Genomic DNA, 25,519 nt, shown 5'->3' with positions numbered 1-25,519 from the left:
CCACGCGGTGGTTTTTCTTGCCGATGCGTTGAAGCGCGTGGGCTTACTGAGTCCAGCCCTGCCGGGCTGGGATGGGGTGGGTGAAAATCAAATCGAGCCTGGTCGCTATTGCTGTTTCCGCTTGCTCAGCTCATGTTTTGTTTATCGGAAGTACATCCAGAATTGACATGGGTGCAACGATTGCCCCTTGCGGATTAAAGTAATCTAGCTTGTGTAGTTTCCCTTCCTTAACAAGGTATTCACCGGAGCCATCAGTCAGGGCTACCACGGTCCCGTTGCGGGGAATAATTGGAAGTGTGGCAAAGGTGCCCGTAGGCACTGCGACCACACGGCGACCCGTGCCTCTGATCATCTTCCCTAGTTCGTCTGGATTCGCCACGCCAAGACGAGCGCCACCGACGATTGCGCACACCAGATCACTGGTGGGTTCCTTGATGAAACTTTCGTCACTCGGTTGCGTTGCCAAGGCGTTCAAGGCCGAAGGCGATATCGTGAGGACATCTTTCCAGTCCGTGTAGCCGAGTTGGAAGAATTCCGTGGGGCTTTTGATCCAGAATTTTGCTCCCCCGCACACCACAAACACTGCAGGATTGTCTTTCGTTTTGACTGCGACCCCATCACTCAGCAGGTAGTCGCACGGGTTTTTTCCCACGGTCGCGAATTTCATCTGCCAGTCTTGATTCCAGCCTACAACTGCAGACCCAAAGCAAGAAGTAGCGATAGTGTCCTGATGGCTATCGGTCCTCCCCTGAAAGAGCTTTTCTGGCGCGGATTCAAAGACGAAGTGCAACGCTCCCTGAAATAGGCGGGCGAACTGGGATACTGAACGCTTCCATTTCCGGCCAAGAAAAAGGAAGCGTTGATGAATAAGTACCACCAGCTCACCCGAGAGGAACGATACCGCATAACGGGGCTGCGGCTTGCGGGATTCTCGCAAGCGCAGATCGCCCAGCAGATGGGGCGCGCAGCCAGCACGATCAGCCGAGAGTTGCGGCGAAACCGCACCCATCACGACGGCCACTATCGCGCGGAGAAAGCGCACAAGTACGCCACGGCCAGGCGACGGCGGGCACGGCGCCGCTCCTGGTTCAGCCCGGCACAGTGGCAACAGATCGAAGGGTGGCTGCGCCAGAAATGGAGCCCGGAACAGATCAGCGGCACGCTGCGGGCAGCCGGGCAGTGGCGCATCAGTCCTGAGACGATCTACCGCCATGTCCTGCGCGACAAGCGTGCGGGGGGCACGCTCTTCAAATGCCTGCGCATCATGTGCAAGGCGGTGCGCAAGCGGTACGCCAGCAAGGATTCGCGCGGCGTACTGGCGGGCAAACGCCATATTTCCGAGCGGCCAGAAGAGATTGAACAGCGCCTGTACCTGGGGCACTGGGAAGGTGACACGGTCATCGGCCAGGACAAGCATCACTGCATCCTCACGCTGCTGGAACGCAAAACCGGCTACGCCATCATCAAGAAACTAAAGGCCAGGACGAGCGCACAAGTTACGCGGGCCGCCAGCCAGGCACTCACCGAACAGGCGGGTCGGTTTCATACCCTCACGCTGGACAACGGCACCGAGTTCCACGACTACAAGGCACTCGAAGCCCGTTTCCCTGTCACCTGCTACTTCGCCACCCCGTACCACTCCTGGGAGCGCGGGGCCAACGAAAACCTCAATGGCTTGATCCGTCAGTACCTCCCCAAGGGCACTTGCATGAGCCAACTGAGCCAAGCTCACTGCGACTGGATCGCCAATGAATTAAATACTCGACCCCGCAAAAGACTTCAATTCAAAACCCCCAAGGAGATTTACCATGCGTCCTGACTACCGTTGCACTTCAACGTTGAGACTACGTGGAGCGGACCATTGATTGGCGCCAGTCCGTTGCATGAAGTTCAATTGCCTGTCTGCTCCTCGGAAGAAGAGAAACAGGGTGCCATCAGTAGCTGCAATGCCGGGGCCTTTATCTGTCTTGGAGGAATCGGATAGCCGGATTTGCGGCGTCCAGATCCACCAGCTAGCCCTGTTCAGGTAAGAGGTGAAGATTGGTTCCCCGTCGTGATAGCCCGCCCACGCAGCATGGATCGTGTGATCCATGACTGTCATTGAAGGCGAGTGCTGACTGTCGAATGGCGTGGCCTTGATCGCTACGGCGTCGCGCTCAAAGCGGGTAAGTGGATCAAAGCTTGCGTGCACGAGTGCATCGGGATCGTAGGACGCCCAAAGCAAATGTACCCGGACCTCACGAGGGTCGCTGCCGGGGGGTGGAGTCAGAAGCACCATGGCCGGCCTGGTTTCATCTTTGATGCTGTTCGAAAGTTGAAAGCAGTGCCATCCAGCCAAATCCGATAAGACGGCAATCCAAAGTTCTCTGGTCCCAAGGCGGTGCCATGCGACGAAGAGCTGGTTTCCCACAGAGCAGGCAGCAGGTGTTTCTTTGGACCGTGCCACATCGTTACCGGGCGCGATGGTGATCGCCTGTTCTCCGGGCGGACCGAAAAGGGGCTGTAGTTTCAGTTTGCCGTTGTCGTTTGAATCACAGAAAACTGCATAGTCCCGACCTGCATGACGTACGAAGTCTGGGGCCCAGCTACTCTTACGCCCCTCAAGGGTTGTCGGGCCTTCCCAGAGAAGCCCAGTAGCATCGGAATAAGCTTCTTGCATCGCGTCCTCCTTTCGATATCCGTGCGGCTTTGATCGCACAAATAAAACCAGCGTAGACCGTCGTGTCGCGGAGATTCAAGAATGTATTTCAACAGCCGCGCGTTTCGTTTGTTCGCAGTCTCCCTTCGGGCGGAGCTCCTCGGCGGCGGCACGATGTCTTGGTTTCGACCAATGTATCCGTCATCTGCGATTTGAACGCCAAAGCCGATGCGCCGAGGTCGCGTGGAGGTGGCCGCTGACCTGTGTCACTCCAGATTCGCGGAGTGGGCACGGGGTACCCATGCGGTGGGTTTTCTGCCGATGCATTGAACCGCGTGGGCTCTCCTAGCCCACCCTGCCGGGTTACGGGTTCCCGCCTTCTCGCTCACGCGCACCCTCCCTCCCCATTTGCGCAGCCTCATGCATCCGGCATCACGCGCGGCAAGTGCGCAATCCCGATCAGGACAGTGTCGGTGCAGGTGCCGATCATGCGCGCCACAGCCCCAGTGAGGGGCGGCACATGACGGAGACAAGATGAATTCACGATTCCTGCGGTTCGGCGCGCCTGCGCTGAGCATTCTGGCTGCCTGCGTGTTGGTGGCCTGTGGTGGCAGCGGTAATGACGACGCGGCGCCGGCCGCGCAGGCGACGAGCCTGAGCGGGGTGGTGGCCACCGGGGCGCCGCTGGCCAAGGCCCGCGTCACGGTGTTCGACAGCACGGGCGCCAAGCGCAGCACCGAGGCTGGCACGGATGGCGCCTACTCGCTCGATGTGGAGGGCCTGGTGGCGCCGCTGATGATCCAGGCGGTGGAGGCGGGCAACAGCAATTGCTCGGATGGCGCCAAGCTGTGGGCGCGCTGCATGGGCGCCTTGCTGGGCAAGCTGACCCCGGGCGCGAAGAACGTGGCGAACGTGAATCCGCTGACCGACAAACTGGTCAGCGATGTGGCCGCGACGCTGAAGGCGGGCGATGCGACGCTGGTGGGCCCGCAAGCGCTGCTCGATAAGGGCACGGCCAAGGGCATCACGGCGGAGCTGATCAACAGCAAGGTCGATGAGTTCCGCCCCGCGATCCTGCAGGCGCTGAAGGATGCGGGCGTGGCGAATGCCGACAGCTTCGATCCGGTGACCACGCCCATGAAGGCGGACCACACCGGGGTCGATGCGCTGCTCGACGTGATCGTGTTCAACCGGGGGTACGACAACAACAGTGGCAAGCCGGGCGGCACCATGCTGCTGGATGCGGACTACAACTACATCGGCAAGATGGATGCGCTGAGCAAGCTGGAGCCGCTGGACCTCAAGCGCGCGCAGGCCGCCAAGGCGAAGATGGAGGACGCGAGCTATACGCGCGTGCTGATCGTTGGCGACTCGACGGCCAGCACCTACGAGCTGGCGCGCATGCCGCGCATGGGCTGGGGCCAGGTGTTCGAAGACCAGTTCAAGGTGGGCGCCAAGGTGAAGGTGCTCAACGGCGCCAAGTCCGGGCGCAGCTCGCGCAACTTCTACAACCAGGGTTACTACGACCAGATGGCGGCCTTCCTGCGGGCTGGTGACTACGTGATCATCCATCACGGCCACAACGACCAGAACTGCGACTCGACCAAGGCGAGCCGCGGCGCTGCCGACGTGTACACGATGTGCACCTACCCCAATGATGCGAGCGGGGCGCTGCAGCATCCGCCGGGACAGCCGGAGATGTCGTTCCAGAAGTCGCTGGAGCGTTATGTGACGGCGGCACGCGCGAAAGGTGCGATCCCGATCCTGATGACGCCCACCACGCGGGTCTGGAATGCTGCACGCAAGACGGGTTTCCCGGTCGTGCCGCAGCACATCACCACGCAGAACAGCACGAACGGTTTTGCCTTCGTGGGGGACTACGTGCAGACGATCAAGAACACGGCGACTGCGACCAGTACGCCGCTGATCGACATCGAAGCCAAGACCATCGCATTCGCCAATGCGCATCAGGCCGACTGGAAGGATTACTGGCTCGCCGCCGACCCGGCGGTCTACACCTGGTACGTCTCGCAGACCAGCGGCACGCTGGCGGCACCGGACACCACGCACTTCCAGGAGAAGGGCGCACGCGAGGTGGCCGCGATGGTGAGCCAGGGGCTCAAGGACAGTGGTGACGCCAACCTTGCCAAGCTGGTCGGCATGTTGAAGTGAGCCGGGCGGCCGTGAACTGAGGATGTCTCTTTCGAGGCGTGCGCCCCGCGTTGTCATGGACAAAGCGGGGCGCTTCGACGCTTAGTTGGGGAGGATCACGCTGTCGATGACGTGGATGACGCCATTGCTGGCCAGCACGTCGGTCTTCACGACGCGGGCGTCGTCCACTTTCACGCCGCCCTCGGTGCTGACCTTGATGGTGTCACCCTGGACGGATTTCACCTCACCGGCCTTCACGTCCTTGGCCAGCACCTTGCCCGGCACGACGTGGTAGGTCAGCACGGCGGTGAGCTTGGCCTTGTCCTTGAGCAGGGCGTCGAGCTGATCCTTCGGAATCTTCGCAAAAGCTTCATCCGTCGGTGCAAACACGGTGAACGGGCCTTGACCCTTGAGGGTGTCGACCAGGCCGGCCGCTTGTACGGCGGTCACCAGGGTCTTGAAACTGCCTGCGCCCACGGCGGTATCGACGATGTCCTTTTCTGCAGCGTGGACACTGAAGCTGGCGAGGGCGATGCTTGCAGCGGCGATGAGAGTACGGGTCATGCGAGTTCTCCTGAATGGCACATCAAACATGTTGGCTTGGGGTTGGGGCGCCCGCACGCGGTGCCACAAGGGCGATCCTGGAGGCGGGTTGCAGTCGCCACGGTCATGCCGTGTCGCTTGCTTTGTCTAGGACAAAAAGAATGCTAATTTGGTTCCGTGGAATTTGTGCGATGCATTCCCATGGACCCGATCTCGCCTCCGTACCCGTCCTCAACGTTCTCGCCGCTGCATCTGCTCTGGTTCAAGCGCGACCTGCGTCTTGAAGACCATGCCGCACTCGCCGAGGCCTGCGTGGGCGCGGCGGCGGTGTTGCCGGTCTATGTGCACGAGCCGGCGGTGTGGGGGGCGGTAGATGCCTCGGGCACGCATCTGGCCCTGGTGCAGGAGGCGCTGAGCGAGCTCGACGCGGCACTGGCCGCGCGGGGCAGTCGGCTGTGGGTGCTGCACGGCGCGCTGCCCGAGGTCTTCGAGGCGCTCTGGCAGCGGCATCGTTTTGTGGCCTTGTTCAGCCATCAGGAAACCGGCAACGGGGCGACGTTTGCGCGTGACCGTGCCGTGGCCGAGTGGTGCCGTGTGCGCGGCGTGCGCTGGTCGGAGCCGCCGCAGGACGGGGTTATCCGGCGGTTGGCGCAGCGCGAGGGCTGGGCGCGCCGCTGGGAAGCGCGCATGGACGGCCTGCCGCGCGCCGCGCCGGATACGCTGCCGCCGTCGCCCGCGCTGCATCCCGCATTGGCGGCCTTGCAGGTAGCGCCGCCTGCCTGGCATGCGTGCCTTGCCGAGGCCTTGCCGCAGCGGCAGCGTGGCGGGCGGGCGGCAGCCTTGCGCGCGCTCGACAGTTTTCTCGACGCGCGCGGCCAGTTCTACCGTGGCTCGATGTCCAGCCCGCTCACGGCCGAGCGGGCCTGCTCGCGTCTCTCGCCGCATCTGGCCTGGGGCACGCTGTCGATGCGCGAGATCGTGCAGGCCACGCGTGCGCGGCGTGCCGCGCTGCAGGCGATGCCGCCCGAGGCGCGGCCGCGTAACTTCCTGGCCTCGCTCAGTGCGTTCGAGGCGCGTCTGCACTGGCATTGTCATTTCATGCAGAAGCTCGAATCCGAGCCGCGCATCGAATTCGAGAATTTCCTGCCCGCGCTGGACGGGCTGCGCGAGGACGACTTCGACCGCGAGCGCTTCGAGCGCTGGCAGCGCGGGCTGACCGGCTACCCGATGGTGGATGCCTGCATGCGCAAGCTTGCCGCGACGGGCTGGATCAACTTCCGCATGCGCGCGATGCTGGTGAGCTTTGCGGCCTTTCCGTTGTGGCTGCACTGGCGCGAGCCGGGCCTGCATCTGGCGCGCCTCTTCGCAGACTACGAGCCGGGCATCCACTGGTCGCAGATGCAGATGCAGTCCGGCACCACCGGTATTAATGCGCTGCGCATCTACAACCCGGTGAAGCAGGCGCGCGACCATGATCCGCAAGGCCTCTTCGTGCGCCGCTGGGTGCCGGAGCTGGCGGCGGTGCCGCTGGATTACCTGTTCGAGCCCTGGCTCATGCCGGCCAGCGTGCAGTCGCGTGCGGGCTGCCGCATGGGTGTCGACTACCCGGCGCCCGTCGTGGTGTTCGAGCAGGCCACGCGCGAGGCCAAGCAGCGCCTGGGCGAACGCCTGCGGCAGAGCGAGACGCGCGAGCAGGCGCGCGCCGTGCTCGCGCGCCACGGCAGCCGCAAGAGCGGGCTCGCCCAGCATGCGGCCGCCCGCACACGCAAAACGGTGAAGCGACCTGCGCCAGACGGCGAGCAACTGGAAATGGAGTGGTAGGCGATGGCAGCCAACAGCTTTCGTGGCAACAAGCAGGCCTTGCCGAGCAAGCCTTGCCTCGCTTGCGGGCGGCCGATGAGCTGGCGCCGCAGTTGGGCGAAGAACTGGGATGCAGTGAAGTATTGCTCCGAGCGCTGCCGGCGCGACGCGAAGCACGCGGCAGCGAAAGTGATGAGGGCGCCCCATGCGTAAGCTCGTCCTGATTCTTGGCGATCAGTTGGCGCAGGATTCGCCCGCGCTCGAAGATTTCGACCCCGCACAAGATTGCCTGCTGATGATCGAGGCGGTGGGCGAAGCGCAGCACGTGTGGAGCCACAAGGCCCGCATCGCGCTCTTTCTCGCCGCCATGCGCCACCATGCCGACTGGCTGCGCGCGCAGGGCTGGCCGCTGGATTACCGCGCGCTGGGCAGTCATGCGGAGACCGATCTGTGCGCGGTGCTGCGCGATGCCCTGGACGCGCATCGCCCGCAGCGCCTGGTGCTGGTGGAGCCCGGCGAGTGGCGCCTGGCACAGGCGATCCGTGCCACCGCACAGGCCGCCGGGGTCGTGCTGCATCTGCTCGACGACACGCACTTCCTGATCTCGCGCCATGCGTTTGCCGACTGGGCGCGTGGCTACAAGCAATTACGCATGGAGTTCTTCTACCGCTTCATGCGCAAGCGGCTGGGCGTGCTGATGGAGGGCGAGCAGCCCGTCGGCGGGCACTGGAACTTTGACGCCGAGAACCGCAAGGGCTTCGGCCGCGCCGGTCCCGGCTGGGTGCCGCCGCACCAGGGCTTTGCGCCGGATGCGACCACGCGAGCGGTGCTCGACGAGGTGGCTACGCGCTTCGCCGAGCACCCTGGTTCACTGGCGCATTTCGACTGGCCGGTGACGCGGGCGGACGCGCGCGCGGCGCTGGCCGATTTCGTGCAGCACCGTCTCGCGCACTTCGGCACCTGGCAGGACGCGATGTGGCGTGACGCACCGGTGCTCTACCACGCACGCCTCAGCGCAGCGATGAACCTCAAGCTGCTGTCGCCGCGTGAGGTCGTGGATGCAGTGCTGGCCGCCTGGCGCGCGCAGGATCTCCCGTTGGCGGGCGTCGAGGGCTTCGTGCGCCAGGTGATCGGCTGGCGCGAGTTCATCCGTGGCGTCTACTGGCTCGACATGCCGGGCATGCGCGAGGCCAACCACTTCGGTCACACGCGCGATCTGCCGCGCTGGTACTGGACGGGCGAGACGCACATGCAGTGCATGCGCCAGGTGATCGGTCAGACCCTGGACTATGCCTACGCGCACCACATCCAGCGCCTGATGGTGACCGGCATGTTCGCGATGCTGGCCGAAGTGGCGCCGCAGCAGGTGGAGGACTGGTACCTCGCGGTGTACGTCGACGCCGTCGAGTGGGTGGAGCTGCCGAATGTCGCCGGCATGGCGATCTACGCCAACGGCGGGCGCTTCACCAGCAAGCCCTACGCCGCGAGCGGCGCCTACGTGTCGCGCATGAGCAACTATTGCGAAGGCTGCCGCTACCAGCCCGAGCAGCGCACAGGCGAGCGCGCCTGCCCGCTGACCACGTTGTACTGGCACTTTCTCGACCGCCACGAAGCCGAGCTGGCCAAGGAGCCGCGCACCGCACTGATGGTCAAGAACCTCGATCGCCTGCCGGCTGCCGAGCGCGTGGCGATCCGCGCGCAGGCTGCTGAGATGCTCGCGCGGCTGGATGGCTTGTAGGCGTGACCTGGCTTCAGCTCACCCGCGCTTTACCCATACTGCGCCTGCAGCTCAGCCGTAATGCAGCACCCGCACTTTGCCGCCGAACACGCGGTAGGCAAAGATCGTGTAGGCGATGATGGCCGGCACGCTGATGACGGTGCCGATCAGGATGACGCGCAGCGAGGCCGTGGCCGAGGCGGCTTGCCACAGGTCCAGCCGCTCCATCACCACCCACGGGAACAGGCTGTAGGCCAGACCGAAGAAGCCCAGCACGCAGACCAGTGCGGTCAGCGCGAAGGGCAGCCAGGCCAGGCTGCCGCGCCAGGCCCCCAGCAACAGCGACTGCGCGATTCCAGCCAGCGCCGCAGCCGTGGCGAGGGGAATCGGCAGCAGCGCGAGGAAGGCCGGGAAGCTGAACCATTTGTCGCGCACCGTGGCGCTGACCCAGGGAGTGGCCAGGGAGATGAGTGCCATGCCGATGACCACGGGCACCCAGGCCGCCAGCGCCCAGCGCACGGCTTTCTGCTGGAGCGCGCCCTCGGTGCGCAGCACCAGCCAGGTGGCGCCCAGCAGCACATAGGCTGCCGGCAGGGCGATGGCGATCAAGGCGGCGAAGACGTAGTGGTCCCAGTTGCTGGCAAAGCCGGTGATGTAGCGGCCGAGCATCCAGCCCTGGGCCACTGCCGCGGTGAGCGAGCCGAGGAAGAAGAGGCGGTTCCACAATGGCTTGTGCTCGTCCTGCGCCTTGACGCGGAAGTCGAAGGCCACGCCGCGCAGGATGAGGCCGAAGAGCATCAGCGTGGTGGGCAGGTAGAGCGCACCGAGCACGATGCCGTGTGCCTTGGGGAAGGCGATGAGCAGGATGCCGACGCCCAGCACCAGCCAGGTTTCGTTGGCATCCCAGAAGGGGCCGATGGCGCTGACCATGAGGTCTTTCTCGGCGTCGCTGCCGCGCGGCAGCAGCATGCCGACACCGAGGTCGAAGCCGTCGAGCACGACGTAGACAAGCATGGCGGCGCCCATCAGCACGTAGAAGATGATGGGCAGGGTGGTGTCGGTGATCATGCGTGTGCTCCGATCGGGTGGACGTGTGCAGCCGAGGCCTGTGGCGCCTTGCCCGCCAGATGCAGCAGCACGCGCAGGTAGGCCACGGTGAGCAGCGCGTAGAGCACGAGGTAGGCCGTCAGGGTCAGCGCAACGTGCGCGGGCGGTGTCTGCGTCACCACCTCTGCGGTGCGCAGCAGGCCGTGCACGATGAAAGGCTGGCGACCGATCTCGGTGACGTACCAGCCGGCCAGGGTGGCGACCCAGCCCGACAGCCCCATGCCGAACAGCCCCCACAGCACGGGCCGGGGGAGGGCGTCGATGCCTCCACGCTTGCGGCGGGCCAGCCACAGGCTGACCCAGCTCACTGCCCACATCAGCAGGCCGGTGCCGACCATGATGCGGAAACCCCAGAACACGGGTGCCACAGGCGGGTGGGCGCCGGGGAACTCGTTGAGCCCGCGCAGCTCGCCCTCCGGGTCATGGGTGAGGATCAGGCTCGCGAGCTGAGGGATGCCGATCTCGAAGCGGTTGCTCCGGGTGGCTTCGTCCGGCAGGGCGAAGAGCAGCAGCGGCGCGCCGCGTTCGGTCTCCCAGATGCCTTCGATGGCGGCGATCTTCTGCGGCTGGTGCTGCAGGGTGTTGAGCCCGTGCAGGTCGCCCACGAAGACCTGCACCGGAATCAGCACCGCACCGAGCGTGAGGCCGAAGCGCAGCATGCGACGGCTCGACTCGGGGGCGACGCCCTTGATGCGTTGCCAGGCCGACAGGCCCGCGATGAGGAAGGCCACGGTGAGGCCGGAGGCCAGCAGGGTGTGGCTGAGGCGATAGGGGAAGGAGGGGTTGAACACCACGGCCCACCAGTCGGTGGCGTGGAATTCGCCGTTGATGATCTCGAAGCCGGCCGGCGTCTGCATCCAGGAATTGAGCGCCAGGATCCAGAAGGCCGAGAGCGTGGTGCCGAAGGCCACGAGGACGGTGGCGATGAGCTGCACGCGCTCCGACACGCGCCCCTGGCCGAACAGCATGATCCCGAGGAAGCCGGCTTCCAGGAAGAAGGCGGTCAGCACCTCGTAGCCCAGCAGCGGGCCGGCGATGTTGCCGACGCGCTCCATGAAGCCGGGCCAGTTGGTGCCGAACTGGAAGCTCATGGTGACGCCGGACACCACGCCTAACGCGAAGCTGAGGGCGAAGACCTTGGTCCAGAGCATGAAGGCCTCGTGCCAGATAGGGTCGCGGCTGCGTATCCAGCGGATGCGCAGGTAGACGAGGACCCAGCCCAGGGCGATGGTGATGCTGGGGAAGAGGATGTGGAAACTGATGTTCGCGGCGAACTGCATGCGCGAAAGCAGCAATGTATCCATGATGCGTGATGCTCCAGGCCCATGATGCCCGGCGTGCGCGGCGGACCCAGACTCCGCGCGGCCGGATGATCGGGGTCAGGCGCTCTTGCTCTTGCCGGCGGCGACGCCGCGCACCTTGTCGGTGAAGTCGAGCAGTTTCTGCACGCGCGAGCCCATGCGCATGAGCTTTTCGAGCGTCTCGCGGTCCATGGCCTGCACTTCGTCGAACCAGCCGGTCAGCATCTCGATCAGCTCGTGCATGCTGCGCATGCGTTCCTGCGCGATGCGGTCCTCTTCGGTGGCGGGGGATTCGAGCAGGGCGGTGCGCAGCATCGACAGCGTGGGCTCGATCTCGCGCCGGCGCCGTTCCTCCGCGAGGGTGCGGAAGACGTCCCAGGCGTCGGTGGGGGCTTCGAAATATTCCCGGCGGTCGCCGGGCTGGTGGCGCAGCTTGACCAGCCGCCAGGCCTGCAATTCCTTGAGGCCCATGCTGACGTTGGAGCGCGAGAAGGCGAGTTGTTCCGCGATGTCGTCCGCGTTGAGCGGCTGCGGCGAAACGAAGATCAGGGCATAGATCTGGCCAACCGTGCGGTTGATGCCCCAGCGACTGCCCATTTCACCGAAATGGGCGACAAAACTGCTGACGAGCGGAGTCATGGCAAAACACTTCCTGTCGGGGTGAGCCGGCACTTCGGTGTGGTGCCGTGCGGTGTTGATGATAGTCAACTTTGTGCTGAATTTTCAAGAATTACTGAAAATTCAGCACGGATTTACTCCGTCATGGGCTCCGCCGTGTGCAGCCTGGGCACTCGCCGCCAGGGCGCACCGCGCCTCAGCGTGTCTTGCGGTAGGCCGCCAGCAAGGCCTGGTGGAGCTGGCTCGCCTCGAAGTCCTGCCCCAGCTTGCCCAGGCTGGCGAAGCAGTCTTCACCGGCCAGCATGCGGCGGGCGGTGAGCACGGTGGCTTCGCCGAACAGCAGGCGCAGCGCGGTCTCGCCCTGATCCTCCGGAGCCAGCCCCAGCAGCGCGTGCACGCAGCGGTAGAGGGCGGCGTGCGCGCCCGGCAGGGCGTCGATCTGACCGACCCATTGGCTGAACTCGGTGGCTTGTTCGTGATCGCCAGCGGCGAGGGCGAGCAGCAGGCGCAGTTCGCCCACGCGCAGGCTCTCCCAGTGGCTGCCCGGGTCGGGCGCGAGCCCGATCAAGGCGGCCACGGGGCGCATGTCGTCCTGGCCCAGTTCGTCCAGGCGGGCGAGCAGCGCGGCACACTGGTCGGCGCTGAGGTCCGGCAGGCGCGCGATGTCCTGGCGTACCGCGTTGCCAGCGCTGTTGTTCTCCCACTCCAGATCGTCCAGCGGGTAGACCTCGGACAGGCCGGGCACGAGGATGCGGCAGGCATACACGCCGTGCTGCTCGAAGTCGGCAACGTAGATGTCGTGGCCTTCGGCGTGGATGCATTCGCACAGCCAGGCGCAGTCCGCCTGTGAGTCGCCGCTGAAGTTCCAGTCGGCGAACGCATGGTCGGGCGTGTCGGCGAAGAAGCGCCAATGCAGCACGCCATCGGAGTCGATGAAATGGCTCTCGAGGTTGGTGGCGCTCGCGGCTTCGTCGAGGTCCAGCACCGGCGGCGGGAAGCCGTCCATCTTGTCCAGCCCGCGCCCTTGCAGCAGCTCCGTGAGCGCGCGTTCGAGCGCGATGGCGAAGCTCGGGTGCGCACCGAAGCTGGCAAAGCAGCCTTGGTCGCGCGGGTTCAGCAGGGTCACGCAGGCCACCGGGTAACGTCCGCCGAGGGAAGCGTCCTTGACCAGCACGCCAAAGCCGGCAGCGCGCAGTTCGGCGATGCCTTGTGCGATGCCGGGGTAGCGCGCGATGACGGTCTCCGGGATATCCGGCAGGCACAGGCCTTCGCGGATCACCTGATACTTCACATGGCGTTCGAGGATCTCCGACAGCGCCTGCGCACGTGCTTCCGCCGCGTTGTTGCCGGCCGCCATGCCATTGCTGACGAACAGGTTGCCGATCAGGTTGGCCGGAAACCACACGGTCTCGTTGTCGCGCAGACGGCGGTAGGGCAGGGCGCAGATGCCGCGCGAGTTCGCGCCGCTGTGGTGGTCGACCAGGGTGGCGGCCGGGATGCTGCCATCCGGGTCGTACAGCGCGTGCAGTTGGGGGGCGAGCAGCCCGGCGGGCCAGCGCGTGCTCTTGCCCAGGGGAAACCAGCGCTCGCGCGGGTCGAGCACCCACTCTGCGGCGGCCAGCGTGGCGCCCAGATGGAAGTGGTTCCAGAAGTAGCGGCACGAAAGGCGCTCGGCGAACTCGCCCAGCGCGCTGGCGCGTGCCGCGAGCAGCGAGGCGCCCTTGCCGTTGGTGTAGATCAGGCCGCAGTCGGTGTCGCGCAGATGCACCGACCAGGCGCCGCTGACCGGGTTGAGCCAGCTACACTCCTCCAAGCGGAAGCCCAGTGCGGTGAAGCGGCTTTCGAGCGCCGCGATGGACTCTTCGAGCGCGGCGTCCTTGCCGGGGATGTGGGTGAGCGGTGCGGCCATGGCGACGTCTTTGCGGGAAAAAGGCGCCGATTATGGCGGGCGGCGATCCGGCGCACCCCGCGCCGGATCAAGTAAGCGCTCAGCTCTTGAGGCTGCCGTCCTTGCCCAGGATGGCCATGTCCACGTACTGCGAGGCACGGTTGCCCCTGCGGAAATCGGCCGCCCAGCCCCCCAGGTCGACGCGTCGCAGGCTGCGCAGGGCCGCCATGTTTAGCGCCTGCGGATTGCCGCCATTGGCGCTCAGCGCGGCGATCAAGGTGCGCGCTGCGATGTAGCCTTCCAGCCCGGCTGCGCTGGGGGCCTCGTCGAAGTATTTGTTCAGCACGCGGGCATAGTCACGTGCCACGACCGTCATGCCGCGGGTGGGCTCGGGCACCACGCGCGAGACGATCAGCCCGGCGGCACGCTTGAGGCCCAGCATTTCCTTGAGGCTGTCGATGTTCACCGAGGAGGCGACGCAGACCTGCAGACCCGGATTGCGCGGCATCAGCTCACGCACGAACAGCGAGGCCGGAATGGTATCGGCCAGCACCGCGATGGCATGCGGCGGATTGCGCGCGATCTCCTGCGACAGCGCGACTGCATTAGCGCCGTTGTCGTCGATGCGCAGCAGCCGGGGCGGCGTGGAATAGCGCGCGGTGAACTGCTTCACCGCGATGTCGCGGCTCGCCAGGCTGGCCGGGGCATTGGTGTGGGCGATGGCGAGCGAGGACCAGCCGATGCGGAAGAAGCGCTCCAGCATGGTGGCGACCTCATCTGCATAGCTCGCGCGCAGGTAGACGACGCGCTCGGCCGTCCCCGCACTCGTGGTATCGGCCCCGCACATCGGAGCGAACAGCAGGGTGTTCGCGGCCTGGAAGGGACTGCTCTTCAAGACCGCCTCGACGCAAGCGTCGGAGGTATAGCCGAACAAGAGGTCGACGCGCTCCTCCTGCAGGAACTTGCGGGTATTGTCGATCGCCTGTTCGGGACGGGCTGCGTCATCCATCTGGATCAGGCGCAGGCGTCGCCCGCCGACGCCGCCCGTCGTGTTGGCCTCGTCCAGCGCGACCTTGGCACCGCTGAAGAAGTCCCGGGCCTGGTTCTGCAGCAGGCCGGACAGGTCGAGCGACTGGCCGATGAGGATTTCATTGCGGCTGCGCTGAGCCAGGGCGGGAGCGGGGGCGGCGAGGGCGCCTGGCAGGAGCGCCGAGGCGAGGAGAAACTGGCGTCGATTCATGCCTGCACGTTGTGAAACGGGAGGCGCGAATGTGCGCGACGAATGTTGTGGGATTGTTACAGCGGACTATGTCTTTTGGCGTAGAGACGGGTGGCTTGTGCTTCATCAAGCACGGACCGCCCAGCCCTCAACGAGGCGTGGCGGACAACAGCGCGTTGGGCTATTCCGGCAGACGGCCGCTGCCGAGGCTGGGGGCCAGCAGGTGGCCCAGGCGGGAAGTCGGCAAGTGGAGCAGCACCTTGTCTTCGCGGGCGCCCCGGCTCGCGCGCCGGAACCCGAGGTTCTCGCAGTAGAAGGCGGCATCCTTGCGGGTGCAGGCCATAACGACCTCGGTACTGCCCCAGCGGTCGACCACGACCGAACTCAGTGCCCGCACCATGGGGCCGATCATGTGCGGGATCGACAGGCGGGCATCGAAGGCGAGATGCTCGATCTCGGCCAAGCGCTCGCCGCGCGCGCGCAGGTCGTCCAGAGCCGCCGCATGGTGAGCGTCGAGCCCCAGGCCAGACGTTCCGTCACGATGCAGGCTGATGGTGGCGAGCGCCGAGCGCGGGCGTCCCAGGCCGGTGTCCAGCGCCAGGGCCACGACGCGTTCCTGCAGGGCGGTTTCTTCCTTGGGGGCCGGCGAGGTCCGGGGAACCAGGCCCGTGTACTCGAGCAGGGCCTGTGCCTGGCTCAGTTGCCAGGCCGTGGCCGCGAGACCGACCCGCATGCTGCATTCACCGATGCGCAGGGCGGACTCGAAGCTTAGCTCCTGCAGCATTTCAAAGAGGCAGGATCGCTCGCAGGCGTGTTGCCGCGAGTGAAGGGGGGAGGCTGTAAGGCCGCGATGGGGCCGGGAGATGTCCGCCACGTTCCTGCTCGATGAATGCCGATTACGCTGCCAGATAAATCGAAAGTGTTAAATATGATTGTTAAACGCCAGTTAAATCAGTCTCTTGTGGAAAGTCAAGCGCGCGAGCGGATAGCCGTGCCTGATCCGGCCCCGGCCGGTGTGCTAACTGACTGCCGGTAGGCGGGAACCCGTGGCCGGTGAGGCGGCCAGCAACTGCGCAATGGCCCGCGCAATATCTTCCGGCGCGCGCAGTTCGCCCGCCTGGTGACGGGCGACGAAACGCGCCACCTGTGGGAAATCGTCGGCCGAACAGGCGCGGATGCTCGCCTGCATGGAGGTGTCCATGACGCCCGGGTCAATGCTGAGGACGCAGAAGGGATGGGCCCGCTGCGCCTGTTCCACTGCCAAGGTGCGTACGAAATGCTCCAGGCCCGCCTTGGCGGCGCAGTAGAGCGACCAGCCGGCGTAGGGTTTGAGGGCCGCACCGGAGCTGATGCTGGCCAGCGTCTTGCGGCCAGGCGTGTCCGCAAAAATCCGCAGTACCAAGTTCATGAAGACGATGGCGCCGACGAAGTTGACGCCCAGGTTGGCGCTCGTCGCAAGCGCGCGATGGGCGCCGGCCGGGCCGATGGGGGCCAGGCTGGCGGCGTTGCTGAGGACGACGAGTTCCGTCGGCGCAGTGTCGCGCCAGGGCGCCAGATCGGCTTCGAGGATGCGTTCGATCTCTGCCGGAACGGCGAGATCGCACGCCACCGAATAGGCATGCGGCGCGCTGCGCGAGTACTCGCGGACCTGGAAGCCGCGGCGCAGATACTCCTGGCATAGGGCTGCGCCAAGTCCGCGCGAGCCGCCACTGATGAGCGCAAGTTTCATGAGGCAGGGCTGTGTCGAGACGGGACGCCAAGCTTACGCCGGGTGCCCTACCGGCAGTACCTGCCTCTGATTCACGCGTCCTGCGGCTTGTCCTCGTCGGCCGAACGGCCTACGCCATACTGGCTGCTCTCGAGATGGCTTTCGTCCAGATATTCCTGGCGCTCGAGCTCAATGTCGGCCTCGCTCGGGAGGGACGGGAGATTCTCGGGAGCGGTGAGGGGGCGGCGGCTGTGCATGATGTCCTCCTGCGCAGATGGCGACGAATGGGGATGACAAGGCAATGCAATTCCTGATCCAAGTTTGCGCTGGCTCAAGCGAATATTTTTTGATCGCGGTTAAGGCCCGTGCGGTGGGGGATTTGCGCCGGTGCTGCGCTGGCGTGCCGGCGCGCAGAGGCTTTGCCGAGTGCTTACTGGCCCCCAAGGCGGTGCGCCGGGGCCCGATATGGTGCATTGCAGCACGGGCAATACAAAGAAAACGGCCCGCCAGGTCTCCCCGGCGGGCCGCTTCCCTCTCTGTTGGCGCTGGAGGGCGCCTTTTTTAAACCGGCATCAGACCTTCACTTCGTCCGCGACTTCCTTGTACTCGGCGATCTGGTCGAAGTTCATGTAGCGATAGACCTTGCCGGCGTCGGCGTTGATCACGCCCATGTCGGCGTGGTACTCGGCGACGGTCGGGATACGACCCAGCTTCGAGGCGATTGCGGCCAACTCCGCCGAGGCGAGGAACACATTGGTGTTCTTGCCCAGACGGTTCGGGAAGTTGCGCGTCGAGGTGGACACCACGGTCGCGCCTTCGCGCACCTGCGCCTGGTTGCCCATGCACAGCGAGCAGCCGGGCATTTCGGTGCGCGCGCCGGCCGTGCCGAACACGCCGTAGTGGCCTTCCTTGGTCAGCTCGGAAGCGTCCATCTTGGTCGGCGGGGCGACCCACAGCTTCACCGGGATGTCACGCTTGCCTTCGAGCAGCTTGCTTGCTGCGCGGAAGTGGCCGATGTTGGTCATGCAGGAGCCGATGAAGACTTCGTCGATCGGCGTGTTCTGCACTTCGGACAGGAACTTGGCGTCGTCCGGATCGTTCGGGCAGCACAGGATGGGTTCCTTGATGTCGGCCAGATCGATCTCGATGACGTGCGCGTATTCGGCGTCGGCATCCGGGGCGAGCAGCTCGCCGTGGGCGATCCACTCTTCCATCTTCTTGATGCGGCGCTCCAGCGAGCGCTTGTCGGCGTAGCCGTCGGCGATCATGTTCTTCAGCAGCACGATGTTCGAGTTCATGTACTCGACGATGGGCGCCTTGTTCAGGCGCACCGTGCAGCCGGCGGCGGAGCGTTCAGCCGAAGCGTCGGAGAGTTCGAAGGCTTGTTCCACCTTGAGGTCGGGCAGACCTTCGATTTCCAGGATGCGGCCGGAGAACTCGTTGATCTTGCCGGCCTTGGCGACGGTCAGCAGACCTTGCTTGATGGCATACAGCGGGATGGCATGCACCAGGTCGCGCAGGGTGACGCCGCGCTTCTGTGCCTCTTCGAGCGAACCCTTGAAGCGCACCAGCACGGATTCCGGCATGTCCAGGGGCATGACGCCCGTCGCCGCCGCGAACGCCACAAGACCCGAGCCTGCGGGGAAGCTGATGCCGACCGGGAAGCGGGTGTGCGAGTCGCCACCGGTGCCGACGGTGTCAGGCAGCAGCATGCGGTTGAGCCAGGAGTGGATCACGCCGTCACCGGGGCGCAGCGAGATGCCACCGCGATTGCTGATGAACTTGGGCAGCTCGCGGTGCGTCTTGACGTCGACGGGCTTCGGGTAGGCGGCGGTGTGGCAGAAGGACTGCATCACCAGGTCGGCAGAGAAGCCGAGACAGGCCAGATCCTTCAGCTCGTCGCGGGTCATCGGGCCGGTGGTGTCCTGCGAGCCAACCGAGGTCATTTTGGGTTCGCAGTAGGTGCCGGGGCGCATGCCCTTGCCCTCGGGCAGACCGCAGGCGCGGCCGACCATCTTCTGCGCCAGGGTGTAGCCCTTGCCGGTGTCGGCCGGCACTTGCGGCAAGCGGAACAGCGTCGAGGCGGACAGACCGAGGAACTCACGCGCCTTGCTGGTCAGGCTGCGGCCGATGATGAGGTTGATACGGCCACCAGCACGTACCTCGTCGAGCAGCACGAGGGTCTTGAGCTGCGATTCGGCAATCGTGGCGCCGCCCTTGGTGGCGGTGACCTTGCCAGTGGCATGGTCGACGTTCAGGACGATCTCGTCACCCATGTCCATCTTGGCGACGTCGATTTCGATGGGTAGTGCGCCAGCATCTTCCTGCGTGTTGAAGAAGATCGGGGCAATCTTGCCGCCGAGACAGACGCCGCCGAACTTCTTGTTCGGCACATACGGAATGTCTTCACCCGTCCACCACAGCACGGAGTTCGTCGCGGACTTGCGCGAGGAGCCGGTACCGACCACGTCGCCCACGTAGGCGACGAGGTTCCCCTTGGCGGCGAGGTCCTGGATCATCTTGATCGGGCCACGCTTGCCGTCTTCTTCCGGGGTGATGCCGGGGCGGGTGTTCTTCAGCATGGCCAGCGCATGCAGGGGGATGTCCGGGCGGCTCCAGGCATCGGGTGCGGGCGACAGGTCATCGGTGTTGGTCTCGCCGGTCACCTTCAGCACGGTCAGCTTGATGCTGCTGGGGAATTCGGGGCGCGAGGTGAACCACTCGGCTTCGGCCCAGCTCTGGATCACGTCCTTGGCGGCCGCGTTGCCCGCCTTGGCTTTTTCGGCGACGTCGTGGAAGAAGTCGAACATCAGCAGCGTCTTCTTCAGCGCGGCGGCGGCAATCGGGGCCAGTGCGGCGTCGTCGAGCAGGTCGATCAGCGGCTTGACGTTGTAGCCGCCGACCATGGTGCCGAGCAGTTCGGTTGCCTTCTCCTTGCTGATCAGCGCGACGCTGATGTCACCGTGGGCGACGGCGGCGAGGAAGGAGGCCTTCACCTTGGCGGCGTCATCCACGCCCGGCGGCACGCGATGGGTCAGGAGGTCGACGAGGAAGGCTTCTTCGCCGGCGGGCGGATTCTTGATCAGCTCGATGAGCTCGGCAGTCTGCTTGGCGTCCAGCGCCAGGGGCGGGATACCGAGGGCGGCGCGTTCAGCGACGTGTTGGCGATAGGCTTGCAGCACGTTGGGGTCCTCCAGTCAGTGCAGCACTCTGGCTGCGTTCAAGTTCCGCAATCCGTCAGGGGCGCCGGACTGCATCCTGTTCCACCACTCAAGCCGCGCGGGCTTGAGCAAAAAAACGTTCCTGCGCCGCGGCCGGCAAGGCGACGCCGGTCGCCTGGGCTCGCTTGAGCAGGGTCCAGTAGTAACGGTAGGACGCGCGGTCATGCAGGCGTCCCCCATATTGTGTCGGGCCCCAATCCGCGTCCTGTGCGGCAAGCAGGATGTGGGCCGCTTCCTCGACCGAATCGTTGGCCGGTTGCATGGCACGCAGGATGGGTTCGATCTGCGCCGGGTGGATGCTCCACATCCGCAGGAAGCCGAATTCCTGGCGGGCGCGGCGCGCATCGGCGTAGACCGCATCGGCGTTGGCGAAATCCGTGCATACGCTGTGTGTGGGCAGCTTGCCATGGGCCAGTGCGGCGGCCGCGATTTCGCTCTTGGCGCGACGCATCAGGGGGTGGTCAAACTGCGCCGGACTGCGCATGCAGGCTGCATCCAGCGCGCCGTGATGGGCGCTGACGAAATCCATGATGCCGAAGTCCAGCGAGGCAACACCAGGCAGGGCCGCGATTTCCCACACGTCGTGCAGCGCCTGGTGCGTCTCGATCAGCACATGCAGCGGGATCGCGCGGTGCAGGCCGCAGCGCAGCTCGATATCGCGCAGCGCACGCAGGGCACGCCGGACGTCGTCGAGATTGCGTGCCTTGGGCAGCGTGATGTAGGCGATGCGCCCACCGGCCAGGCTGACGATGTGTTCCAGGTCGGCCAGCCAGCAAGGGTGTGTGAGGTCGTGGATGCGAGCACCGACACGCCCGTGCCGGTTGTCGTCGCCCTGGATCAGTGCGGCAACCAGCGCCGCATGCTCCGCTTCGGCGCCAACCGGCGCTCCATCCTCGCAGTCCAGCGTGATATCGAAGACCGCACCGCGCTCCGCTTGCAGGGCCAGGGCCTTGCGCATCAGCTTCTCGGAACCGGCGTAGTGATCGACACAGGGAATCGGGAAAGGCGCGAGCGCGCCTTCCGGATAGAGCACCGCATCCGGATGCAGCGGAGTGGAGGCGGTGCTCATGGGCCTCGGCTATCCGATCAGGCCAGCAGGTCGGCGACGCCGGCGCGCTCTTCTTCGAGTTCCTTCAGCGTGAAGTTCATCTTCTCGCGCGAGAACTCGTCGATTTCCAGACCTTCGACGCGCTTGTACTCGCCGTTGGCGGTGATCACCGGCACGCCATAGATGATGCCTTCGGGGATGCCGTAGGAGCCATCGGACGGGATGCCCATGGTGACCCATTCGCCGTTGGAGCCCAGCACCCAGTCACGGATGTGGTCGATGGCAGCGTTGGCGGCCGAGGCAGCGGACGACAGACCGCGCGCCTCGATGATGGCGGCGCCGCGCTTGCCCACGGTGGGCAGGAACACGTCGCGGTTCCAGGCTTCGTCGTTGATCAGGCTCTTCACGCTGTCGCCATTGCTGGTGACGAAGCGGTAGTCGGCGTACATGGTCGGCGAGTGGTTGCCCCATACGACCAGGTTCTTCAGCGAGGAGACCGGGCGGCCCGACTTGGCGGCCAGTTGCGACAGCGCACGGTTGTGGTCCAGGCGCAGCATGGCGGTGAAGTTCTTTTCCTTCACGCGACCGAACTTCTTGGCCGTTTCCTTGGCGATGTAGGCGTTGGTGTTGCAGGGGTTGCCGACCACCAGCACCTTGACGTCCGGATCAGCATATTGGCCGATGGCTGCGCCCTGAACGGTGAAGATCTTGGCGTTCTCGGTCAGCAGATCCTTGCGCTCCATGCCGGGGCCGCGCGGGCGGGCGCCGACGAGCAGGGCCACGTTGGTGTCCTTGAAGGCGACGGCGGGGTCGTCGGTGGCGATCATGCCGGCCAGCAGCGGGAAGGCACAGTCTTCCAGTTCCATCATCACGCCCTTCACGGCCTTCTGGGCCTGCGGCAGGTCGAGCAATTGCAGGATGACGGGTTGATCCTTGCCGAGCATTTCACCGCTGGCGATGCGGAACAGCAGGCTGTAGCCGATCTGGCCGGCGGCGCCGGTCACCGTGACGCGAACAGGGGCTTTGGACATTGCATGACTCCTGGATTCAGGTAAGTGGTCTCAAAAAACGGGGGAGGGGTGCCAGTGACTCGCCTTGCCAAATCTGGTTGCACTGCAGCGAGATCCGGACTATTGGTCATAGACGGTGTGGAGTTTAGATTCAAATGTGGGCGTCTGTCAAATGCTAAAAGATGTCTTATATAAGACAGAAGATAGGATATTGTTTTTCGGTGCCTTTTGTGCTTGAATGCCTGCCATGGCTCATGAATCGCCCACCTTCAGCCCGCTGTATCGACAGATCAAGGGCCTGATCCTGCGCGCGCTCGACGACGGCGAGTGGCTGCCGGGCCAGGTCATTCCCAGCGAGCAGGAATTGGCGACGCGTTTTGGCGTCAGCCAGGGCACGGTGCGCAAGGCGGTCGATGAACTGGCGGCGGAGAACCTGTTGGTGCGCCGCCAGGGCAAGGGTACGTTCGTTGCTTCGCATCATGACCCGCGCGCGATGTTTCGCTTCTTGCGTCTGGCGCCCATCGAGGGCGGATCGAACCAGCCGCAGAGCGTGCCGCTGGAGTGCTGGCGTGCCAAGGCGGGCCAGGAGGCAGCACGCAACCTGGCGGTGGAGCCGGGCAGTCCGATGATCATCATCCGTCGCTTGTTGCGTTTCGGCACGCGGCCGGTGGTGGTGGACGAGATCTATCTGCCGGGTGAGGTCTTCCAGGGCCTGACGCTGGAAATGCTCAAGGATTGGCAGGGCTCCCTGTATAGCCTGTTCGAGACGCGTTTCGGGGTGCGCATGATCCGCGCGACCGAGAAGCTGCGCGCCGTGCAGGCCGAGCGCGGTATCGCCGACATGCTGCAGGTGCCGGAGAACACGCCGCTGCTGTCAGTCGAACGGGTTGCTTACACCTATGGCGACCGCCCGGTCGAATGGCGGCGGGGCTTGTACTCGACTCAGGATTATCACTACCTGAACGAGTTGAGTTGAATTTTGTGAAACAGCGCGGCCGGCCTTGCATGGTCGCGCAGGCAAGGGGAGTAGATATGGCGGAAGCTAGCGTAAGTAAGCCACGGCCAAAGCACCTTGACCTCCGGGTCATCAGGTTGCCGTTGCCAGGCTTTGTGTCCATCCTCCATCGCGTCAGCGGTGCGGGTTTGTTTCTCTGTCTGCCGCTGCTGATGTGGCTGTTTGACGCCAGCCTGGGCACCCCTGAGCAGTTGGAGAGTTTTCGCTCGGTGTTCGGCAATCCGCTGGTCAAGCTGATCCTGCTGGGCTTGGTGTGGGCCTACCTGCACCACTTCTGCGCCGGCATCCGCTTCCTGCTGCTCGACATGCACAAAGGCATCGAATTGCCCGCCGCGCGCAAGACGGCCGGCGCCGTGCTGGTAGTCAGCCTGTCCTTGACCGTCGTGATTGGAGCCCTGCTATGGTGAAGCGACTCGTCGTCGGCGCGCACTACGGTTTTCGCGACTGGCTGCTGCAACGCCTGACCGCCGTGGTGATGGCGCTCTACACCGTCATCCTGCTCGTCAGCGTGCTGGTGCTGCCGGCCTATGACAATGCTTCCTGGCGCGCGCTGTTCTCTGGCGGCTTCATGAAGTTCGTTACCTTCCTGTTCTTCCTGTCCCTGTTCTACCACGCCTGGGTTGGCGTGCGGGACATCTGGATGGACTACATCAAGCCGATTTCGGTGCGCATCACGCTGCACGCGATCACGGCCCTCTTGCTCATCGGTTACGCCGGTTGGGCGGCCCAGATTCTGTGGAGGCTGTAATTGAAAGTCGCCAAGCGTACGTTTGATGCAGTGATCGTCGGTGCCGGTGGCGCCGGCATGCGCGCTGCGGTGCAACTGGCCGAGTCCGGCCTCAAGACGGCAGTTCTGTCGAAGGTTTTCCCAACGCGCTCCCACACGGTGGCGGCGCAGGGCGGTGTGTCTGCCTCGCTGGGTAACTCCGAGCCGGATCACTGGCATTGGCACATGTATGACACTGTCAAGGGCTCCGACTGGCTCGGTGACCAGGACGCGATCGAGTTCATGTGCCGTGCTGCGCCGCAAGTCGTGGTCGAGCTGGAACACTACGGCATGCCGTTTGACCGCACCGACGAGGGCAAGATCTACCAGCGCCCCTTCGGCGGTCACATGTCGAACTTCGGCGAAAAACCGGTGCGTCGCGCCTGTGCGGCGGCTGACCGTACCGGCCACGCCATGCTGCACGCGCTGTACCAGCGCAATGTGCGGGCCAACACGCAGTTCTTCGTCGAATGGATGGCGCTGGATCTGCTGCGCGCCGTCGACGGCCGCGTGCTGGGCGTGATTGCGATGGAAATGGAAACCGGCGAGATCACCGTATTCCAGGCCAAGGCGACCTTGTTCGCCACCGGTGGTGCGGGCCGCATCTACTACTCCTCGACCAATGCCTTCATCAACACGGGTGACGGCGTGGGTATGGCGGCGCGTGCCGGCATCCCGCTGGAAGACATGGAATTCTGGCAGTTCCACCCGACCGGCGTGGCTGGGGCGGGTGTGCTGATCACCGAGGGCGTGCGCGGCGAAGGCGGCATCCTGCGCAACAGTAGTGGCGAGCGCTTCATGGAGCGTTATGCCCCGAACGCCAAGGATCTGGCCTCGCGCGACGTGGTCTCGCGCGCCATGGTCACCGAGATCAACGAAGGTCGTGGTTGTGGCACGGGCAAGGATCACGTGCTGCTGGACATCACCCACCTCGATGCGGATGTCATCAATAAGCGTCTGCCGGGTATCCGCGAAATCTCGATCCAGTTCGCGGGCGTCGACCCGATCAAGGCGCCGATCCCGGTCGTGCCGACCTGCCACTACCAGATGGGGGGCATCCCGACCAACTATCGTGGCGAAGTCGTCGACTATGGCAATGCGATTGCCGGCTTCTACGCCGCCGGCGAGTGCGCGTGTGCCTCGGTTCACGGCGCCAATCGTCTCGGCACCAACTCCTTGCTCGACCTGCTGGTATTTGGCAAGAGCGCGGGCGAGTCGATGATCGACTTCATCCGCAAGGAGCCTTCGGCACTCCCCGAAGTGCCGCAGGGCGAGATCGACAAGGCGCTGGCGCGTGTCAATCGCCTCAACACGCAGACCGGCGGGGCGGATGTGAGCGAGACGCGCCTGGCAATGCAGCGCACGATGCAGAACCATGCTGGCGTTTTCCGCTTCAAGGACATGCTGGCTCAGGGCGTCGACAAGATTCTCGATATCGAGAAGCAGGTGCTGCAGACCGAGATCAAGGACAAGTCGCAGGTGTGGAACACGGCGCGCATTGAGGCGCTGGAACTGGACAACCTGATCGAAGTGGCGAAGGCCACCATCATCTCCGCCAACGCGCGTACCGAGTCGCGCGGCGCTCACGTGCGAGATGATGCGCCGGACACCCCGGAGCATCCGAACGGCCGTGACGACCAGAACTGGCTCAAGCACACCCTGTGGTATCGCGACGGCAACCGTCTCGAATACAAACCGGTGAACCTGAAGCCCTTGTCGGTCGAAACCATCGCGCTCAAGACGCGCGCCTACTGATCTTCGGAGTCGAA

The 25,519-nt window shown here is 64.8% G+C and carries 23 protein-coding genes; 9 read left to right on the top strand and 14 right to left on the bottom strand.

What is annotated here, in order from left to right; all coding sequences use genetic code 11:
• Positions 1 to 130: 130 nt before the first annotated feature.
• The gene (locus NMB43_RS11210) at positions 131 to 667 is read right to left on the bottom strand and encodes a hypothetical protein (protein WP_494348245.1); all 537 of its coding nucleotides are present in this window, start codon (positions 665 to 667) and stop codon (positions 131 to 133) included.
• Positions 668 to 862: 195 nt separating this feature from the next.
• On the opposite strand from NMB43_RS11210, the gene NMB43_RS11205 reads away from it, so the two are divergent.
• Positions 863 to 1,819 carry an IS30 family transposase gene (locus tag NMB43_RS11205; protein ID WP_494348244.1) on the top strand — a complete coding sequence of 319 codons (957 nt, stop codon included), beginning with the start codon at positions 863 to 865 and terminating at the stop codon, positions 1,817 to 1,819.
• Here the strand turns inward: NMB43_RS11205 and NMB43_RS11200 are convergent, their stop codons facing one another.
• A complete protein-coding gene (locus tag NMB43_RS11200) occupies positions 1,820 to 2,659 on the bottom strand; it encodes a hypothetical protein (protein WP_494348243.1) in 840 nt (279 codons plus the stop codon).
• A 513-nt stretch (positions 2,660 to 3,172) separates the two neighbouring features.
• Here NMB43_RS11200 and NMB43_RS11195 point away from each other — a divergent pair.
• Positions 3,173 to 4,810: a GDSL-type esterase/lipase family protein gene (locus NMB43_RS11195; RefSeq protein ID WP_494348242.1), complete on the top strand. Its 1,638-nt coding sequence runs from the start codon at positions 3,173 to 3,175 to the stop codon at positions 4,808 to 4,810.
• Positions 4,811 to 4,891: 81 nt separating this feature from the next.
• Here the strand turns inward: NMB43_RS11195 and NMB43_RS11190 are convergent, their stop codons facing one another.
• A complete protein-coding gene (locus tag NMB43_RS11190; protein ID WP_494348241.1) occupies positions 4,892 to 5,353 on the bottom strand; it encodes a fasciclin domain-containing protein in 462 nt (153 codons plus the stop codon).
• A 180-nt stretch (positions 5,354 to 5,533) separates the two neighbouring features.
• Here NMB43_RS11190 and NMB43_RS11185 point away from each other — a divergent pair, with 180 nt between their 5' ends.
• Genes NMB43_RS11185 through NMB43_RS11175 form a run of 3 tightly spaced genes read left to right on the top strand, consistent with a single transcriptional unit; the run spans position 5,534 to position 8,870 of the window.
• Entirely contained in the window at positions 5,534 to 7,153 is a 1,620-nt protein-coding gene (locus NMB43_RS11185; protein ID WP_494348240.1) for an FAD-binding domain-containing protein, read from the top strand.
• A 3-nt stretch (positions 7,154 to 7,156) separates the two neighbouring features.
• Entirely contained in the window at positions 7,157 to 7,345 is a 189-nt protein-coding gene (locus tag NMB43_RS11180; protein WP_494348239.1) for a DUF2256 domain-containing protein, read from the top strand.
• Entirely contained in the window at positions 7,338 to 8,870 is a 1,533-nt protein-coding gene (locus NMB43_RS11175; protein WP_494348238.1) for a cryptochrome/photolyase family protein, read from the top strand. The genes NMB43_RS11180 and NMB43_RS11175 overlap by 8 nt, the downstream gene beginning before the upstream one ends.
• Before the next feature lie 51 nt (positions 8,871 to 8,921).
• Here NMB43_RS11175 and NMB43_RS11170 read toward each other — a convergent pair whose 3' ends face one another.
• From NMB43_RS11170 to NMB43_RS11120, 11 genes are all read right to left on the bottom strand, one after another.
• Positions 8,922 to 9,917, bottom strand: coding sequence for a cytochrome d ubiquinol oxidase subunit II (locus tag NMB43_RS11170; protein ID WP_494348237.1), 996 nt, complete (start codon positions 9,915 to 9,917; stop codon positions 8,922 to 8,924).
• Complete coding sequence (locus NMB43_RS11165) at positions 9,914 to 11,260, bottom strand: cytochrome ubiquinol oxidase subunit I (protein ID WP_494348236.1); 1,347 nt, start codon at positions 11,258 to 11,260, stop codon at positions 9,914 to 9,916. Before NMB43_RS11165 ends, NMB43_RS11170 begins: the two co-directional genes overlap by 4 nt.
• A 75-nt stretch (positions 11,261 to 11,335) precedes the next feature.
• Positions 11,336 to 11,896, bottom strand: coding sequence for a GbsR/MarR family transcriptional regulator (locus NMB43_RS11160; RefSeq protein ID WP_494348235.1), 561 nt, complete (start codon positions 11,894 to 11,896; stop codon positions 11,336 to 11,338).
• Between the two features lie 175 nt (positions 11,897 to 12,071).
• Positions 12,072 to 13,784: a 30S ribosomal protein S12 methylthiotransferase accessory factor YcaO gene (gene ycaO / locus NMB43_RS11155; RefSeq protein ID WP_494348234.1), complete on the bottom strand. Its 1,713-nt coding sequence runs from the start codon at positions 13,782 to 13,784 to the stop codon at positions 12,072 to 12,074.
• A 79-nt stretch (positions 13,785 to 13,863) separates the two neighbouring features.
• Complete coding sequence (locus tag NMB43_RS11150; RefSeq protein WP_494348233.1) at positions 13,864 to 15,003, bottom strand: ABC transporter substrate-binding protein; 1,140 nt, start codon at positions 15,001 to 15,003, stop codon at positions 13,864 to 13,866.
• A gap of 160 nt (positions 15,004 to 15,163) precedes the next feature.
• Positions 15,164 to 15,766, bottom strand: a complete 603-nt coding sequence (locus NMB43_RS11145; RefSeq protein ID WP_494348232.1) for an N-acyl amino acid synthase FeeM domain-containing protein — start codon at positions 15,764 to 15,766, stop codon at positions 15,164 to 15,166.
• Positions 15,767 to 16,000: 234 nt separating this feature from the next.
• Entirely contained in the window at positions 16,001 to 16,711 is a 711-nt protein-coding gene (locus NMB43_RS11140) for an SDR family NAD(P)-dependent oxidoreductase (RefSeq protein ID WP_494348231.1), read from the bottom strand.
• A 71-nt stretch (positions 16,712 to 16,782) separates the two neighbouring features.
• Entirely contained in the window at positions 16,783 to 16,947 is a 165-nt protein-coding gene (locus tag NMB43_RS11135; protein ID WP_494348230.1) for a hypothetical protein, read from the bottom strand.
• Between the two features lie 315 nt (positions 16,948 to 17,262).
• Positions 17,263 to 19,872: a bifunctional aconitate hydratase 2/2-methylisocitrate dehydratase gene (gene acnB, locus NMB43_RS11130; RefSeq protein WP_494348229.1), complete on the bottom strand. Its 2,610-nt coding sequence runs from the start codon at positions 19,870 to 19,872 to the stop codon at positions 17,263 to 17,265.
• 88 nt (positions 19,873 to 19,960) lie between these two features.
• Positions 19,961 to 20,980 carry an HpcH/HpaI aldolase/citrate lyase family protein gene (locus NMB43_RS11125; protein WP_494348228.1) on the bottom strand — a complete coding sequence of 340 codons (1,020 nt, stop codon included), beginning with the start codon at positions 20,978 to 20,980 and terminating at the stop codon, positions 19,961 to 19,963.
• A gap of 17 nt (positions 20,981 to 20,997) precedes the next feature.
• The gene (locus tag NMB43_RS11120; RefSeq protein WP_494348227.1) at positions 20,998 to 21,990 is read right to left on the bottom strand and encodes a malate dehydrogenase; all 993 of its coding nucleotides are present in this window, start codon (positions 21,988 to 21,990) and stop codon (positions 20,998 to 21,000) included.
• Between the two features lie 226 nt (positions 21,991 to 22,216).
• Here NMB43_RS11120 and NMB43_RS11115 point away from each other — a divergent pair, with 226 nt between their 5' ends.
• Genes NMB43_RS11115 through sdhA form a run of 4 tightly spaced genes read left to right on the top strand, consistent with a single transcriptional unit; the run spans position 22,217 to position 25,505 of the window.
• Positions 22,217 to 22,945: a GntR family transcriptional regulator gene (locus NMB43_RS11115; RefSeq protein WP_494348226.1), complete on the top strand. Its 729-nt coding sequence runs from the start codon at positions 22,217 to 22,219 to the stop codon at positions 22,943 to 22,945.
• Positions 22,946 to 23,001: 56 nt separating this feature from the next.
• Positions 23,002 to 23,391 (top strand): succinate dehydrogenase, cytochrome b556 subunit, encoded by a 390-nt coding sequence (gene sdhC, locus NMB43_RS11110; RefSeq protein ID WP_494352137.1) that lies wholly within the window; start codon positions 23,002 to 23,004, stop codon positions 23,389 to 23,391.
• Positions 23,385 to 23,732: a succinate dehydrogenase, hydrophobic membrane anchor protein gene (gene sdhD / locus NMB43_RS11105; RefSeq protein ID WP_494348225.1), complete on the top strand. Its 348-nt coding sequence runs from the start codon at positions 23,385 to 23,387 to the stop codon at positions 23,730 to 23,732. Before sdhC ends, sdhD begins: the two co-directional genes overlap by 7 nt.
• Positions 23,733 to 25,505 carry a succinate dehydrogenase flavoprotein subunit gene (gene sdhA / locus NMB43_RS11100; RefSeq protein WP_494348224.1) on the top strand — a complete coding sequence of 591 codons (1,773 nt, stop codon included), beginning with the start codon at positions 23,733 to 23,735 and terminating at the stop codon, positions 25,503 to 25,505.
• Positions 25,506 to 25,519 lie beyond the last annotated feature (14 nt).

It is taken from the genome of Uliginosibacterium sangjuense (genome assembly GCF_059132465.1).
This window is presented reverse-complemented; position numbering and strand designations above follow the sequence as displayed.

Bases quoted from the DNA above. Each gene is read 5' to 3' on its own strand.
- NMB43_RS11125 (WP_494348228.1), bottom strand. From the start codon at position 20,980: ATGAGCACCGCCTCCACTCCGCTGCATCCGGATGCGGTGCTCTATCCG.
- NMB43_RS11210 (WP_494348245.1), bottom strand. From the start codon at position 667: ATGAAATTCGCGACCGTGGGAAAAAACCCGTGCGACTACCTGCTGAGT.
- sdhC (WP_494352137.1), top strand. From the start codon at position 23,002: ATGGCGGAAGCTAGCGTAAGTAAGCCACGGCCAAAGCACCTTGACCTC.
- NMB43_RS11200 (WP_494348243.1), bottom strand. From the start codon at position 2,659: ATGCAAGAAGCTTATTCCGATGCTACTGGGCTTCTCTGGGAAGGCCCG.
- NMB43_RS11180 (WP_494348239.1), top strand. From the start codon at position 7,157: ATGGCAGCCAACAGCTTTCGTGGCAACAAGCAGGCCTTGCCGAGCAAG.
- sdhD (WP_494348225.1), top strand. From the start codon at position 23,385: ATGGTGAAGCGACTCGTCGTCGGCGCGCACTACGGTTTTCGCGACTGG.
- NMB43_RS11150 (WP_494348233.1), bottom strand. From the start codon at position 15,003: ATGAATCGACGCCAGTTTCTCCTCGCCTCGGCGCTCCTGCCAGGCGCC.
- NMB43_RS11185 (WP_494348240.1), top strand. From the start codon at position 5,534: ATGGACCCGATCTCGCCTCCGTACCCGTCCTCAACGTTCTCGCCGCTG.
- NMB43_RS11165 (WP_494348236.1), bottom strand. From the start codon at position 11,260: ATGGATACATTGCTGCTTTCGCGCATGCAGTTCGCCGCGAACATCAGT.
- NMB43_RS11135 (WP_494348230.1), bottom strand. From the start codon at position 16,947: ATGCACAGCCGCCGCCCCCTCACCGCTCCCGAGAATCTCCCGTCCCTC.
- NMB43_RS11145 (WP_494348232.1), bottom strand. From the start codon at position 15,766: ATGCTGCAGGAGCTAAGCTTCGAGTCCGCCCTGCGCATCGGTGAATGC.
- NMB43_RS11170 (WP_494348237.1), bottom strand. From the start codon at position 9,917: ATGATCACCGACACCACCCTGCCCATCATCTTCTACGTGCTGATGGGC.
- NMB43_RS11175 (WP_494348238.1), top strand. From the start codon at position 7,338: ATGCGTAAGCTCGTCCTGATTCTTGGCGATCAGTTGGCGCAGGATTCG.
- NMB43_RS11160 (WP_494348235.1), bottom strand. From the start codon at position 11,896: ATGACTCCGCTCGTCAGCAGTTTTGTCGCCCATTTCGGTGAAATGGGC.
- NMB43_RS11195 (WP_494348242.1), top strand. From the start codon at position 3,173: ATGAATTCACGATTCCTGCGGTTCGGCGCGCCTGCGCTGAGCATTCTG.
- NMB43_RS11140 (WP_494348231.1), bottom strand. From the start codon at position 16,711: ATGAAACTTGCGCTCATCAGTGGCGGCTCGCGCGGACTTGGCGCAGCC.
- NMB43_RS11120 (WP_494348227.1), bottom strand. From the start codon at position 21,990: ATGTCCAAAGCCCCTGTTCGCGTCACGGTGACCGGCGCCGCCGGCCAG.
- NMB43_RS11190 (WP_494348241.1), bottom strand. From the start codon at position 5,353: ATGACCCGTACTCTCATCGCCGCTGCAAGCATCGCCCTCGCCAGCTTC.
- NMB43_RS11115 (WP_494348226.1), top strand. From the start codon at position 22,217: ATGGCTCATGAATCGCCCACCTTCAGCCCGCTGTATCGACAGATCAAG.
- NMB43_RS11205 (WP_494348244.1), top strand. From the start codon at position 863: ATGAATAAGTACCACCAGCTCACCCGAGAGGAACGATACCGCATAACG.
- ycaO (WP_494348234.1), bottom strand. From the start codon at position 13,784: ATGGCCGCACCGCTCACCCACATCCCCGGCAAGGACGCCGCGCTCGAA.